Raw genomic sequence first — 16,282 nt, forward strand, 5'->3', positions numbered from 1 at the left:
AGATATTATCCTGGATGGATAACTCTTCCTGTATTGTGTTCAGTCACGCTGTAGTCGCCGCCGAAGTCCATCTCCGTGAGATGGTGCGCCTCGAACCTGCCGCCGTATTTCTCAAACATCTGCTTGAGCGCGATAGGAAGACCGTCATTTCCATATTTTATGATTACTCTCTCCACTTTGCCTTCTTTCTGGTACTGCGCTAGCGTCTTCAGAACATAGTCTACCACTTCAGGCTCCTCGACCAGCTTTCCTTTTTCTCCATTGTACGACAGCACTAGCTCTGATAGCTCCTGCGTCGGAGCTTCGTGCAGATTGACGCTGATGACTCTTGCTCTTGATGCTGCCTCTGCAAGAACTGTCTTCAATCTGGATATCTTCGCATTCTGCCTGTTCTCAGTTGAAGCCTCCTTGCCAATAAAGGCTCGTAGATAATCCACAGCGCTCTTCTGGACATCAAGAGGGATAATGACTTCAGCTATGTCTGCATCGCACCATGCGTGCGTTACATCAATTCCTCCCTTGAAGTAGAATGCAGTCGGCTGCTCGACATATGTTGCATGAGGGAATTTGGAAAAGATCCTGGAATATACTTGGCTTAATGTCTCAAGATTGCCTGATCTGATCTCTTCGGTGAACATATGCTCAAGCCAGACATTGTAGGCATTGTCATGTCCTCCGAAATAGATCATCCTTGATCCTGATGTCAGTTGGGCAAGCTCGTTGAATCTCTCTGCTGTTCTTTCTGTGACTCCTTTGAAATATTCAACCATCCTGTCATAATTAGTGTTTTGCTGCAATGGCTGACCGAATTTTCTGTTTACAAGCTCATCGAGTGATATTGTAGGTTTACCATCGACAATGGATTCCTCTCCCTGGATGAAGACAGCTGCTTCAAGGATATACGCTCCTGGCCTTCCTAGGTCAGTCACTGCTTGTGGCACTGGACTGCTGAACTTTGCTTTCTTCGAGGGCCTGTCCTTCTTGTTGTCGAACATGCAGTCTCCGTTGAAGATCACGACTGCTGGCCCTTCTGCCATCGCTCTCTGCACAACAGCAGCATACTGCTGGCTTGGAGCCAATGGATTCCCTTCCTGGTCCAATAGGCAATCATGCATATCGCTCATGTTGACTGTGATTGGATTTGTGTACATTTTTGCACCTTGGATCTGGATTAAATTACTACCATCAAGAGACAATTTTTAATATATATTTTGTTCTTATATTGTATAAGAGAGTATATACTTTTTTTCCAGTTTTATATATGAAAATAATTAAACCTTCCTTACAACACCATTATTGGCATCAACAAAAACCCTACCCCCATCTTTGAACACTTTGGTTGCGATCTTTGTCCCTATCACGCATGGCTTCTTCATCTCACGACCAACTATCGCAGCGTGGCATGTGATGCCACCCATGTCTGTCACAAATGCAGCTGCTTTCTTCATCGCAGGTATAAGGTCAGGCTGTGTTGCCTGGCTTACAAGGATGTCCCCTTCATTCATCTTGTCCATATCCTCAGGGATATTGATTATCTTGACAATACCGATCGCCTCTCCCGGATATGCGGTCATTCCTTTGAGCTCATGCACTTCTTTTATCTCAGTTTTGATTTTCAGGGATTCTATGAAGCTTGCAGAATCCTCTCCCTCAAATATCTCTGTTCCTTTTTCTGTATAGTCTATAGCATGCATCTTTCTTCTTCTTTTTATGAGAGGCTTGGGATCAGCTCCCATCAGGGCGCTCCTTATTTCATCATGCAAAAGGAGCCTGAAATCAGGTTTCACGATGCCTATCCTCTTCATGATTTCTTTCTGCATCTTTTCCATTGAATGATTTGCGAGGAAGAGCACATCCTTTCTTAGGCCTTTCAGATAGACTATGTCTTTGGCTCCTTCCATGAGTCTTCTTGTCTTGTAATCGAACATGGATAGGATATTTCGTTGCTCTGCTTCCAATTCTTTCATATGATCATTGGATTCCTTTGCTCTCTCGGCGCAGTCATCATTGGCAAGTCCGATAAGCAGTTCATAGTAATAATCAAGCTTCCTGCAGGGGCCTTGCCACATGTAGCTGAGCCAGCAGAATTCTTTGTGGTGTTTTTCGATATCCTTATGGAGGGCAGGGTATAATCTCCTGACTTTGGATATTATGTTTGGCTGTTTTGACTTGAAGATCTGCAGCATCCCCTCGTTTTGTCTTATTTTTTCAGAGATTTTGAGCAGGTTGAGGTCCTCTGACTGCTGGTAGGATGGTCTTGTTGGTGTGGTCATCATGCTGAAAAGATCTGCCTCATTCCTGGCGAGGTCAAGCTCCTCGATTTTTTCTTTTAGTTTCTTTATGAGATGGTTTGATAGGTATTGGTGCTCATATTCCATTACTCCGGCCGGCTGCCCTGCAAAGTGGAGCTCCCCATAGGCCTTCATGAAATCATCAAAGAACAGGATCAGTTCTCTGTCAGTCAGCTTGCTGAAATCCATATCCTGGTACTGCTCGCATAGCTTTATCATGTCCTTGGAATATATCTCGATCTTGTTGTTGAGGAACTGCAGCGTATTAGGATCTTCATATATTTTCTTGAAGATATTTTTGGCCACCCTTTCGAAATCAGCCCTGTCGAATATTAGTGTGATGTTATTCTGCCTGCAGTAGGCTATTGCGTGCTTGAATCCATCACCGAAATTCTCCCTGTACCCATTTATATATCCTGACAATGCATATTCGATGGCCAGCATGTGGCACTTTGGCAGCTCTTCAAATATGAAGAAATCATTTTTCGGCTCCTCTTTCTTGTGGATGATGTTTACAATACCATTATATGCATCCACGTCGACAATGTCGCCATCATTCAGCATCTGTGTGGATATTTTTGCTCCTACGATGCAGGGTATGCCCACTTCACGGGCCAATATCGCTGCATGCCCTGTCACTGCTGCATGTCCGTCTGCGACAATAGCGACAGCCTTGTGCATTGCAGGAAGGAAAGGCGGCAATGCCTGTATGCATACTATCACTTCCCCTTCCTTTACATCTTTTACTTGGTCAAGTTCCATCACTTTCCTCACAGGGCCTGTGGCTCTTCCGGCACACCCCTTTACTCCCTTGATCTGTATGGCATCACCATATTGTTTGTGGAAATCCTTTGATATCTCACGCCCTTTCTCGCCTGGATAGACCTCTGTCTTGCCATTCTCTGCTATCCATACAGAGAACCCTATCCTCTCTGATGCTTGTTTGCCTAGATTCTTGCCTGACAGTGCTTTCTTGATCTCTTCTTTCTTCAGATGTCTTACCTGATTCAGGTCAAGCCCTGTCCTTGACCCCATCTCAAGCAGCACCTTGTCCATGTATGTCAATGATTCTGAGACATATCTCTTCCGGCACTCTTTGAGGAATATGAATTCACGAAGCACTTGGAAAAGCCCCTTCTCTTCATCATTTAGGCTAAGTTCTTTCTCTGCTTTCTCTCTTTTCCTTATGATATCAGTATGTTTCTCTATAAGCTCCTTTCTCCTTTTCTCCAGTGTACCTTCTTCGACATGCTTCTTAATCTGCATGACAAAGTCTTCCACTGTATAGTCTGGATCCTCATAGTCATGGGGCAGCCAGAAATACTTCGCATGATGCTTCTTTATCTTCCTGAACAGCTCTGTTCTCCTTATATCTTCTTTAAGTAGCTTCTTCTTGGTCCTGCCATCCATCCCCTTCGCGATTTCAAGCAGCTCAAGCTCTGCCTTCTCGAAGAATACTGCTTTCTCTGATACTATCAAGTCTGTGAACTGCTGTTCTGTAAGTCCTTTCCCGGAAAAAAGCTCTTTGAGATATTCTGCAAATGGAGTGTCAACTATCCAGGTGAGCCCGTAGACAGCATAGAGTGGCTTGTACAGTTTCGTATACATCTCATAATATTCATGTAATTCCTTGTTTGTAGCTTTTTTTGCATTCTTTGATGCATTCTTTGCAGATTTCACAAGCTTTGGCCCGAACTGCTGTGCCTTCCCTACCAGTCTGTACACCAATGCTGGGTCGTTTAATATTTTCTGCAGTACTTCCTGCATTATTTTCTTCCATTCCTGCTCTGGCACATACCCATAATGGTGGTTGTTCTCATATACGATTGCCAGTTTGCTCCATTTCACCCCCGCATATTTCTTGAGATCATTTGTCATGACCTCGAAAGACAGGTAGTTAGGGAAAGGGCTCACTCTTGTCCTCTGGCTCATCTCGATAAATTTGTCTTCTGTGCCTTTGATCAGAACTACGCCTTTTTCTGCATCTACTTCGACATAGTCTCCATCTTTCAACGCCTTTGTCGCAACTCTTGTCCCGATAACACAAGGTACTCCGAGCTCACGAGAGACAATTGCTGCGTGGCATGTCAGTCCGCCTTCATCAGTCACGATCGCCCCGGCTCTTTTCATCGCCGGCACAAGGTTTGGATTTGTGGCAGGGCTGACAAGGATATCTCCATCATTGAATTTCGCCATGTCCTGTGCTTCTTTCAGTATCTTCACTGTGCCCTTTGCCTTTCCCACGCAAGCCACTTGGCCGTGTAGCTCTTTTAGGTTCTCATCTGGTTTCTCTTCATATGTTTCATTCTTCTCAAAATTCCTTGATTCTTCCCCTGAAAGGACTTTTATGCCATTATCCTCGATGGTTATTGTATAATGCTCCAGCCTATCATGCATTTCAGCCAGATTCACCTTGTTTTCAAGTATGAAATCCTTGATCTCATGATATGTCATGTTTTTCAGAATTTTTTTCTCCAGCCTCATCCTTCTTTCCAGCTCATCAAACCATTTTTCCATTGTTGAAAATGACATATACATGATGTCTTTCCTGTATCCTTTGAGGAAAGTCGTCATTCTTGCTACTTCCAGCCAGTGTTTCTCCTCTTCGCTCAGTTTCAGCTGCTTTGTCAGCTTGTCTTGTGCAGCTAATATTTCTTGCTCCTCTTTCTGCATCCTCTGGAGTTCTTTCTGTGGATCAATGTCTTGTCTGACAAGGCTTGCTATCCTATCGACATAATCAGAAAGAGGTGTATCCGGACCTTTGAAGCCGAATCCCATCCATCTGAACCTGCCCCACAGTTCCATTATCATGTTCTTGAGCTCTGCATTTTCTTCGTATCTTTCTGGCACAAAATCTTGTAGTTTGTTCTCTTGTATGAAATTCACAATTTTGTAGATCTCTCTTTCTTCCATCTTCAGATATGTATCTTTTGGAGATGCCACCAGGGTTGTGAATACCTCAGATATCTTCCCGGCCTTTTTTGATAGGAAATCCCTGATTTTTGTTGACAGTTTGAAGTTCTCGAAGTCTGCCCAGTTCCCTGTCCAGCCCCATGCCCAGAAGGCTTGTATGATTTTTCTGTATTCTTCAAATAGGGATAAGAGTCCTTCATTGGATAGTCCTGCCAGTCCTATGTTTTCTAGATTGTCGCAGAAATCCAGGACTTCATTGCCTTTGTCGAGAACTTTTTTGCTTGAGAGTCTGAAATATTCTTTATCTCTGAGCTTGTTTAGTGTTATCTCGCTTGCCTTTTCCCATTCGCTCATTTTCACAATGTATTTCCATATGGAGTTCTTGGCTGTCATCCCATTGTATTTTGCCTGGAAGCCTATCATTTCTTGAGTATATTTGGCCAATCCTTCGAATGCTAGATAGACAGGGAATATCTGTGCAGAATCTTCTGCTATCACTTTCCATTTCTCCTGGTCAGATGCCCTCTCAATTACCCTGACCTTCCCATTGTCTGCATCGACTTCTATGAAATCATTGTCCTCAAGTACCTTTGTGGCAACTCGTGTTCCCACAATGCATGGCACCCCTAACTCTCGAGAGACGATCGCTGCATGGCAGGTTATGCCCCCTTCATCTGTCACTATTGCTGCTGATTTCTCCATTGCTATGACCATTGGAGGTGTTGTGCTTGCCGCAACAAGGATGTCTCCTTTCTGCACTTTCTCTAGGTCAGAAAGGTCTAGGATCTTCTTGGCTCTTCCCTGCACCCTGCCCCTGACAGCTGTCTGCCCTCTTATCTCATCTGCCGCTTCTGTCTTCTCTTCCTCTATATTCAGTGTGCTGAAGAATTCATCTGCACTGCTGCCTGTCAGAACTTCAATCTTGTCATCCCAGTATTTCAGGACATATCCGTTCTCCCTTTCTGCAATCTCTGCATCGAACTTTTTGCCGTACAGCAGCTCTTGTATCTCAGAGAAGGATAGGTTCTTGATGTCCCATTTGATGTTGTATAGCTTCTTTATCTTCTGGAATAGTTCTCGCGAAGAGAGGTTCACAAGCCCCATCAGGCTTTCCCCCTTTATTCTGAAGTATAGGTATCGCCTGATCAGTCTTATCAGTTTCTGATGATTCGAAGGCAACACATCAAGGATCTCTTCAACTTTTGCATCTGTTCTTATTTGGATCCCTTTCAGCTTCTGCCTGTTCTCTTCAATCTTGGAAAGATCTCCATCTTTTATCCTTTGCATGACATCATTCTTGTCCATTATCTTGCCATTTGTATACGAGTAGACCCAGTTGTATTTGGATAAGTGCTTCCTGATCATTCCCTTTATTGATTTGTCAGCAAAAGTCATATCAGAAAGGCCTTTCTCCCGCACCTTTTCTATTATATCATACATGCTCAGCTGCTCTTCTGTCACGATCAGCTGTTGATCTGGCGTGAATACCTCATCATAGCTCTCTAGTTTTATCTCAGCCTGTATCCTTTCTCCTAGCATCTCAGCTGCCAGGATCGTAGAGCTTATGGATGCCAGAAATCCAGCATATACATCAGGCAGTTTCTTGAATATTTGTTTTATTTTCCTTCTGTCGGGCTTTTTCTTCTTGAGATCCTCAATGAAATCCTCGAATTTTGTATATGCTTCCTCTACCCTTTCGAGATTATCGACAAGGAATTCATCGTCTTTCACTTTCTCGCGTAGGTGTTCTTTTATCTGCAGGGTCTCATCTTTTGGCCTGTACTGCGCAATGTAATCCTTCTTGCCATGGACAACCTGTTTCGTGAATCTTGTTCCTATGAAATGTGCATAATGGTCTCTATAGCATTTCAGGACGCAGCTCATGAAGAACAGGTCTATCTGCCTCTGTGCATTCAGCACAAATATTTTGCCGCCCACCCTGATGACAATGCCCTGATCTGCATCTACCTCAACAAGATCCCCATCCTTGAATGTCTTTGTTGCGACTACAGTCCCTACAATGCATGGTTTCCTCATCTCACGGGCCACTATTGCTGCATGCGAAGTGATCCCGCCGACATCTGTGACAAAAGCAGCTGCCCTTTTCATCGCTGGAAGTAGCTGCGGGCTCGTGTCTCCTGCAATCAGGATGTCTCCTTCCTGCACCTTGTGCATGTCCTCTGGTTTCAGCACCAGTTTGGCTTTTCCTGTGGCTTTCCCTGGATATGCTGGCTGGCCTTTCACCTCATCGCTTTCTTCTGCTTTGTCTTCTTCATAGTATCTTTCCAGCCATTCCTTAGCGTCTTTTCCTGTCAGGAAATCATATTTCTTTCCATCCCATATCACTATGCAGTCCTTAAGCCTTTCAGAGAGTCTTGATGGGACCCCCCTTTTTCCTTCAAGTACAGAGATGACCTCATCTCCTGACAGGACCTCGATCTCTTCTCTCGGGATCTTCCATTCATTGGACAGCTTCTCTGCAATCCTGTTGAGCAGCACATGTATAGCTTGCCTTGCATCTCCTCTGAGGGCTTTCATATGGACTAGGTCTTTGGAGAGCTCAAGGATTCTCTTCTCTTCTGTACTCAAGTTAAGTTCTCCAAGAAGTGCCTGCTCATCAACTTCTGTCTTCTTTGGCTTGACACCCCTTATCTCATTGATGAATTCTTGGGTGAGTCCTGTTCCTATATATCCTTGGTCAAGCCAGAAGTATTCTTTTAGTAATTGGTCATCATCTTTTCTTTTCCTGATATCTTCATATGCCTTCTCTGTTGGTGTCTCTGGCTTCATCAGTATGTCATATTCATATCTGGGTCTTTGGAGTTTTCTTTTCTTGAATATGTTGTCTACTTCCTTGGATACCCCTCCTTGGATGTCAGCATAAGCTGGTGCTGCTCCATATTTTGCGCATTCCTGCTGCAGCTTGATTGCTTCTTTGAATATCTGAGCCAACCCAGGGTTATCATAGCTTTCAACTCTGTCGACATGCTTTGCTGCAAACTCCACTAATCCTTTTGATGCCCTTTCCAGTTCTTTCTTGAGGAAGCTTACCAGCTCAGGGTTCTTCAGGAGGTTGTCAGCGCTTGTCTTGCAGAATCTCTTCACTTCGCTTTGTTTCATGTAATATCTCTGGTTCCTGCTGTCCTGAATATGGATCACTATCAGTGGTGCCTCCATCCCGATTATGTCCTTGACACCTGGATCATGCATCCCTCTCGCTGTCATTTCTACTGTGAGGAATGAGACATCAATATCCATGTTGAAGAACTTGAATTTGTCCTCTGGACTGCTATTATCATGCTGTATGCCTTCATATCGAGTTATTTCTTTGATCTCATCATAGTCCCCATCTGTGTACACTTTTTGTTCTCCGTTGAAGAAGACAAGAACGCTCTTTTCAGACCTTTTGACTAGGTCTTGGGGCAATTTTCCTTTTAGGAGAGCATCTTTGACCTCCTCGCCGAGCATCATTGTGAGTCCATCAAAGCTTGCTCCTGTCCTGCCAGCTATCTCCTTGAATAGCTTTTCAGAATAATAGTATGACATTGACAGATATTCCCTGTGCAGCTTCTTGAGGGATTCTATCTCTGATATTGACTTGACAAGCCTTTTCTCTTCTGCATTCAGCTCAAGCTCATCATGGATCCTTGACTTTGCAGCGTTATTCTCTGCTTTCTCCCTCTCAATCTCTCTCAGTTCATGCTCAGGGTCCTTCTTCAGGTATTCTTGTATATTGGATATCACTTCGCGTATCTTCCATGCAGGTCCTGTGTAGAGATAAGGCAGCCATGCATAGTCCTCAAGCACTTCCCTTATCTTCTCATATAGCACTGGATGCTTCCTTATCCCCCTCTCTTCTGTGTTTTTCTCGAATAGAAATCTGAGCTTTGCCTCATTGATGTACTTGACCAGCTCAAGAAGCCTCTTTTCATATTTTGTCAGATGGTCTTCTCCACTCGGAGCGCTCAATGTCTCGAGATGGTCTTCATCCCCGCTTCTTGCCAGTATCTTCTTCGCTTCTTCCTTTAGGTCTTCGATATCAAGTGCAAAATGGAGGTATGTATTGTTGTACACCTCTACTAGCTGTTTGCTGAATTTCTTGTATAATGAGAACAGTTCCTTGTTTGATTTCTTCCTCAGGTCAGAATGATAAGCCCCAAGAGCTACCTTGAGTGCCTTTGTAAGGCATTCTGTCAGTTTCTCTTTATGGTTCTTGAGGAAAGTGGGATGATGCTTCAGTAGATCAATGAATCTTTTCTTTATCTCAGCATCATTCTTTTTGCTCACAAGGATTCTTGTCGAATCTTTATTATGGACACAAAGAAGTGTTCCATGGCTCAATCCTACAGGGCTCAGTTCATCTAGTGTGCTTACAAAACCGAATTTTGCATGGAAGAACCTAAGGCCTTGCACCGTTGCTTTTTCACAGAATTCTGTGGATTTGAGTATATCTCTTATGGAAGGTGGGATCATTGTTTCACTCCAAGCATTATTACTACTCAGTAATGAATCCACCTAAAATTATATATACCTTTTTCTAATACTATATATATTTGTATATACATATATAAATTAGAAAGACTTATATACTAGAAATCATCAACATCACATATGAAAAGAAAAATTATCCAGCTTGGTTCTGCAACGCTTGTGACTTCATTGCCTTCCAAATGGGTCAAGAGATATGACCTGAAGCCAGGTGATGAGATTGATATTGAGGAAGAGGATACAAGGCTCATAATCCGCACTAAGAATGATTTTGGTGTTGATAAGCAGGTCTTGGATGTCTCTGATCTTCATCCTGTTGCAACTTACTCTTTGCTTGCGATGTACATCAGGGGTGTTGATGAGTTAGAGGTCAAGAGCTCTGATCCCAAGATGCTCGAGCTTTTGCACAGGAGACCCATGCCTGAGCTTCTTGGCTATGAGATTGTTGATCAGGGCAAGAATTACATGCACATCAAGGATCTTACCGGCATCAAGGAGTTCGATTTCAATACTATGGCCAGGAGGATATTCCTCTTGCTCAAGCAGATGGCTGATGATATAATCGATGTCATTGAGAAAGGCGAGACTGACATTCCGAACATGTGGTCTCTTGATCACAGCGTGAACAAGTTCTCTTGGCTCTGCATGAGGATAATAAACAAGAGGGGCATTGATCCTAAGAAGAACGCGATCATCTTCAACATACTTACGAATATTGAGGAGGTTGGTGATTACCTGAATGAGTTCTCCAAGCTTGTCACGACGAAGAACATTAAGTTCTCTAAGGACTCAGTTGCTTTCATGAAAGAAGTGAGGAATCTCCTTGATGCTTATTACAATCTTTTCTTCAGGTTCAGCCAGAAGGATGCTGCTAAGTTCGACAAGATGTATCGTGATCTTGCTTCGACCCCGGGAGGAAGACTTGATAAGACCCATAAGCTGCCTGACTCCAAGTTTGATAAGCTTATCGAGAGGCTTGGTTCCATCCAGGAAGCACGGGCTTTGTTCATCTTCAAGCAGATCGCTGATCTTCTCGGAGAGACTGCAAGGATTCAATTGATAATGGATCTCTGAACAGTAGTTGTTGATGGATTTTTAGAGAAATTTGTACTATACCGCCGCATGCTCTGCCAAGCCCCCATCTTGTGATAGAAAATCAAAGAGATAGGATCTTATCTTATCCAGATTTGCAAAGCAGATCTGGTCAGGACCTCTTGAATTTTCCCGCAATGCAAACAACAGGGCAAAGAATCAAAGAAGTAGCAGAAAAAATCACATATATCAGAGTTACATGCAAAATATTGAAAAGAATGGCTGCAGCCAGGCTCGGGCGCACGAACCAGGCCGCAGCCTTGAATATCATCTTGGCATGTTCTGTCTCATCGCAACCTGATACTGCTGGTCATGCATCTGCTGTGTATCTCTCCAACCACTTCTTGAATCTGGAGGTGAGACAATATCTGGATTCTGCTCTGTAAACTCTCTCGCCATCTTCTTATATGATCTTGCATATGTGTTATTGGAATTGTTGGATTTGATAACAGTTTCCCATTGCCCTGTACCTTGTCCAAGTCTTTGCAGACCCAAGAAATCTGGGTCATCCTTTTCCTTCTTCTCCATTACGTCTTCCCATCTGAAATCTACATTCTCAAAAAGGAATCTGACTGATTTGGGCAGGAATGAATACACATCTGCATAGTCTGGATTTGGATTGCCCGTAACCTCACTATACATATCCATGAATTGCTTATAGAATCCCTCATCAATCATGCCTAGAGCTGCAATTCTCGCATCACCAGTATTCTCAAGTCTCCATGAGTAAGAATATCTGGATCCGTTATAGCTATTGCTGTGGGAGTACATTAGATGCTGGAAGTTTGTTTTGAGTACATCTTGCCAATGTTCTCTGTCATATTGTTCAGATAAGGCGCATAAGTCCTTACCTGACACATCATGCATTGTTCTCCCTTCCTTGAATGCCTGATATCTTTCCTGATCAATGAATCTCTTCCACCCATCTTCTCTTATGATATAATTCATCCACTCTTCATAATTGCTTGATCCTTTCATCTCCTCAGCTAGCTTGTCCCAATCTATACCGCTTCTTGAGAAAAAATCCCTGAGTGAAGCAGGCAGCATCCAGAGGTCTGGTACTCCGCTCATATTATAGCTGTACTTTGTCTTCAGGGTCACTAAGAGGTCCTCTGCAATATCTTGCAGTACCTCTTGTTTTATATCACGGAATAGATCCTTGACTCCATGATACACATCAAAATCTGCAAATAACATTTCAAGATCTTTATTCCTCACTCCTTGCCCGAATTGCTCATCCCATTTCTTGTTGTCTGCATCGATAGCCTCTTGGGTATGTATGGGAACCTCTCCTGGTGTGCCATACACAAATTTGTGTTGTATCTCATCATCCTGCCAATAATCGACAAGTATTCTGATATCAGGGGGCAGGTTGCCGCTGACCGATGCCCAGCTCTTTCTTCTTTCAGGTTGTGTTGCCTCCACAGCTCTTTGGAGAGCATTTCCATCATAGAATTCTGCGAGAGCGAACTCGTCGCTGTCTGAATAACCATTATCATGATACTTATGGAAGAGTTGATTGTACTTGAGGGTTTGCCTGATCTCTTTGATGCTCATTGCTGTGTAGAATCTCAACCTCTTCTCAAGGTCTATGCTCTCCTGGGCTGGTGCTCCTTCTGCTGGCACGCCTGTCCGGGCAGGTGCTGGCATTGTCGCTGGTAACGCAGCTGGAGCCTTATTCAGCAAGCTGTTTCCATAATAAGCGCATGCCGACAATAACAGCGCTGCTGACAGGCATGCTGCTGCAACGCCCATTTTGCTTTTTCCGCCGGAATATCCTCTGAGCTTCCTGCCTAATTTCTCTTTCTCATCGCTTATCTTCAGGAAACTCAGTAGTGTTGTCTGTGGATGGAGCCTTGTGTGGATATCCTGCATCATGGCTTCATCAAGCTCAGCATGGGCATATCCTATTGATTCTGTCACATCAGCCTCATGCTGTATGAGTTTCTCTAGCTCTGCTCCTGCTGCTCTCTGCTTCTGCCTTGCTATCTCCTTGACTGCTAGAGTATAATAATAATTTGAGATGTCTCTTGCATCATATCCGTTCACTATCTTCTCTAGTCCTGCATGATGCCTGTATCTTACTGCCCAGGTGAGATGCTCGAATATCTTTGCCCTGTCGAAATCCCTATCAAAATCTGATTGTGGATAATCTACCCCAGCTGCTTGTATTGCCTCAAGTTGGGCATTTTTTATTTGATCCTCTGACACTCCCTGCTCTGTCTCGACAGGATTTCCATTATGGTCGTAAAGATTGAGTTTAGACATCAGTTGCATTGTCTGCAGGGCAAGTGAGCCGGTCCCCATCAGCTCGAAATCCCTTTGTGTGTAGATCATGCCAGAGTCATCCTGACCTAGCATCACATTTGCTGGGTTATTGTCGCCATGGACGACAAGTCTCTGTGTTGGCTCATAGAATGCTCTCATTCTTGAGATTGATTCAGGATCTGCATCTGGATTTGCTCTCCCCATCATCTTCTCATAGATCAGGGAGATGACATCTCTCTGCAGTGCCTCAGGCCCCCCGGATGCAGCCCGGGTCATCTCATATGACATTACTGTATCCATTCTTACTTTGTCTCTGACCCAGTCTACTTTCTGCTGGTCTGTCATGCCTCCTGATGCTCTTAATCCATCTTCTTCGTGAAGAAATGTGTCAGAAATGATTCCTTGTGAGCTGTATCTTGGCTTCAGGCTCTTTGTTCTTGACAGGAACCTTTCTCCTGCCTCGGTTGCTGACGCCATCCCATGGATTTCGTGATAGAATCCCGCACATGCATGCGCTTGTGCATGCTCTTTTTCATCATTATACTTGTTGACAAAAGACTGAACGATCATGTAATCTCTGCCGGTTTCAGGGTCAGTATGCCCCAATGGTACAATTATGTATGAGATTATGTTTGCTCCTCGCTGATTGAGCCCTTTCCCTGTCATCCTGTCAAGAGGCACTTCAAATCTTGGCAGTCGCGCAAGCTCTCTTCCGCTCAATCCATTCAGGTAAGCCACGACCCTCTTGATTCTTGGATCATCCATCGGCATCTCATTGATTGATGCGAGTATCTCATTTGCGAAGAATTCCTGGTAATTGCCGATAGTGTCTTCAAGTGTATGTAGATCCTTTCTTTTCTTTGTCGCGCGATAGATCTCTTTGATCCTTGCGAATTTCGGTGATGCGATCATCTGGTCGATTGTCCATCTGGAATAATCTGGTCTGTTTCGTTTGAAAGAGAGAAGTCTGGCTATTGATCCAAAATCGATTCCAGATCCGATTGTAGCTGTTGCTTCCATTGCGCCCAGATATTGTCACTTAATAGTAATAATAACTGGAGAATCAAGGGCATCTTTCCTTTATATATTTTGTGATTATTTACCACTTATTAGTGATTATTTATATATAGTATTTATTAATTTCTATATAGAAGATAATATAAGTTACATAGATTCCGAATAAATCCTGGCATAATAACCATAAAAAAGAAAAAAGCCTTAAACGATATAATCGCGTAGAGATCCATTTATGGAATTTATCTGTGACTGGGGCATCCCGACAAAAGCCAATGCTCCATAAGGAAGAGACATATCTATCTTATTTCCATGCCCATTATCCACTTTAAAGGGAGCTGGACCAGGAAAGAATATTGCTGCGCCACCTTTCGGATTTTCGAATAGATGCTTATATGATGAACCGCTTCCGAATGTCAGCACATGTTCTAATCCTGTCTGACTGATTGCCTCTGCTATATTCTGGTCGAATTCATCTAAATGTCTTGTGTTGGAACCGGAATCCGTAAGTCTTAACAAGGTCCCAAGCATCGAATATGTATCATTGGCAGGATCTTTTAGGAAGCAAAGTGAAGATCCTTTCAGGATATGATCATCAGCTCCTGACATGACTGGGTTCATCCCGATCCTGAATTCGAGAAGATCGAGTTGTCTCATCCCCATATTGCCATCTGAATAGAAATGATCGTCTGATCCTAGAAGGAAGAGACATCCGCCATTTGGGGGGATCATGAATGATGAACCATTGAATGCGATTACCTCAGTATATTCTTTGTGCTCTAATTCTTCCACTCTTTCCCTTAGGGAATCATTTAGTACTGTTCCTCGTTCGGCAAGATAAGCCTTGCGTATTGCTTCCCTGCTTTCCGGAAAATAATTTCTACTGCATGTAGAATGCATAACTGATTCGCCTAATCTTGCTAGCTCGGGAGTCGGGGTTATTTGAATACGGGTTTGTTCCATTGTTTCACCTCTATTAAGGATGAAGGTATTGATAGGGGGTATACTATTTAAATTTTTCTGATATTAATTACTATAAAGTAGTAAATATTATTTAAATTCAATATAGAAATATAAATTAGACTAAGCAAGGTTAATATACCTCTTATAAACACGCACCAGGATGCTCCCAGACTTCCAGTCAGATATATCAGGCCTGTTGATGGCAGATGATGATCATTTAGAGGAGATTATACTATCAGAGAGCCACCCAAAGATTATTTGCGCCAGTTTTTATGAGAAGTTTGAGAGGGCTCTTGAGCTTGGCCTGACAGAATTATATGAGGATCAGCTCATTCTTGTTGCAGATGGTGAAAGAAAATATTTTGTCAGGGGTGATATTGAAGCCAAGAACCCTGAAGGCCTCCATGCATCTGATTGGAACAATGAATTTGGTCTGAAGGCGGGCATGATTGAGCAGCCTTATGGGCTTCAGGAGCAGGTTGCAATTTATTCCTTTGATGATGATTATTGGATCCTGGCAAGGGTCGTTGATATGTCTGAAGATTATTATTGACTGATATTATCTAAGGGCCTTATGCCCTTGTCATATATCTCAAAATAGGTCTCCTTCTCAGGGAGACTCCTGTGCTTTCTCAATATGGCCTTTCTGCCATGCTTCAGTTTCTGCAGCTCAATTAGGCATTTAGAACTATATTTCAATATATCCCCCCCGACAAGCTTAACCTGGTCCTTTCCGTCGACATCTGAATATACCTGGTTAGTCACAAGTATGGGTATGTTCTTCTTGCGTGCTATCTCAGAGAGGAAATTTAGATGGTATCCGAGTGTTCTGTTCACATTGAAGGTGTCATTGCTTTTTGCAATCTCAAGGCGGTATAGCATTGATACTGAGTCTACTATTATCATGCCTATTTTCTCGCTGACCAGTTTGGCGAGCCTTTCGAACACGTTTCTCTGCTCCTCGAAGTTTGTCGGCTTCAGGAATAGCACATTTTCTAACAGTTTCTGGTAATCTGGAGCTATCTGCTTTACCCGGTCAATAGAGACCCCCTCTGTATCTATGAACACTGCTTTTTTCCCTCTGCGCACAACATCGGCCATCGCAATTAGGCAGAGGTTTGTCTTTCCTGCACTGCTCGGCCCATAGACCACTGTGATTACATCCCTGTCAAATCCCCCGCCGAGAAGATCATCGATTATCTTTGTCCCTGAGCTTGTCTTGCCGGCTTCCATCAGTTGCATGGATGCCAGAT

The 16,282-nt window shown here is 43.4% G+C and carries 7 protein-coding genes and 4 pseudogenes; 2 read left to right on the forward strand and 9 right to left on the reverse strand.

Annotation, left to right across the window (positions count from 1 at the left end; all coding sequences use genetic code 11):
- Window positions 1-5: 5 nt before the first annotated feature.
- From JW968_02900 to JW968_02925, 6 genes and pseudogenes are all read right to left on the reverse strand, one after another.
- On the reverse strand, window positions 6-1,151 hold the full coding sequence (locus JW968_02900; protein MBN1385906.1) for a hypothetical protein: 1,146 nt from the start codon (window positions 1,149-1,151) through the stop codon (window positions 6-8).
- A 120-nt stretch (window positions 1,152-1,271) separates the two neighbouring features.
- The gene (locus JW968_02905; GenBank protein MBN1385907.1) at window positions 1,272-2,510 is read right to left on the reverse strand and encodes a hypothetical protein; all 1,239 of its coding nucleotides are present in this window, start codon (window positions 2,508-2,510) and stop codon (window positions 1,272-1,274) included.
- 300 nt (window positions 2,511-2,810) lie between these two features.
- A pseudogene (locus JW968_02910) lies at window positions 2,811-4,223 on the reverse strand (hypothetical protein).
- 33 nt (window positions 4,224-4,256) lie between these two features.
- Window positions 4,257-5,558, reverse strand: a pseudogene (locus JW968_02915) (hypothetical protein).
- Between the two features lie 222 nt (window positions 5,559-5,780).
- Window positions 5,781-6,743 (reverse strand): annotated as a pseudogene (locus JW968_02920) (hypothetical protein).
- A 411-nt stretch (window positions 6,744-7,154) separates the two neighbouring features.
- Window positions 7,155-9,677 (reverse strand): annotated as a pseudogene (locus tag JW968_02925) (hypothetical protein).
- Between the two features lie 138 nt (window positions 9,678-9,815).
- Here JW968_02925 and JW968_02930 point away from each other — a divergent pair.
- Window positions 9,816-10,766, forward strand: a complete 951-nt coding sequence (locus JW968_02930; protein MBN1385908.1) for a phosphate uptake regulator PhoU — start codon at window positions 9,816-9,818, stop codon at window positions 10,764-10,766.
- 285 nt (window positions 10,767-11,051) lie between these two features.
- Here JW968_02930 and JW968_02935 read toward each other — a convergent pair whose 3' ends face one another.
- A complete protein-coding gene (locus JW968_02935; protein ID MBN1385909.1) occupies window positions 11,052-14,072 on the reverse strand; it encodes a hypothetical protein in 3,021 nt (1,006 codons plus the stop codon).
- A gap of 198 nt (window positions 14,073-14,270) precedes the next feature.
- Window positions 14,271-15,029, reverse strand: coding sequence for a hypothetical protein (locus JW968_02940; GenBank protein ID MBN1385910.1), 759 nt, complete (start codon window positions 15,027-15,029; stop codon window positions 14,271-14,273).
- Window positions 15,030-15,189: 160 nt separating this feature from the next.
- On the opposite strand from JW968_02940, the gene JW968_02945 reads away from it, so the two are divergent.
- On the forward strand, window positions 15,190-15,582 hold the full coding sequence (locus JW968_02945; protein ID MBN1385911.1) for a hypothetical protein: 393 nt from the start codon (window positions 15,190-15,192) through the stop codon (window positions 15,580-15,582).
- Here JW968_02945 and radB read toward each other — a convergent pair.
- Complete coding sequence (radB, locus tag JW968_02950) at window positions 15,576-16,262, reverse strand: DNA repair and recombination protein RadB (protein MBN1385912.1); 687 nt, start codon at window positions 16,260-16,262, stop codon at window positions 15,576-15,578. The two genes, JW968_02945 and radB, sit on opposite strands and share 7 nt — an antisense overlap.
- Window positions 16,263-16,282 lie beyond the last annotated feature (20 nt).

It is taken from the genome of Candidatus Woesearchaeota archaeon (genome assembly GCA_016928155.1).
Lineage (GTDB): Archaea > Nanobdellota > Nanobdellia > Woesearchaeales > JAFGLG01 > JAFGLG01.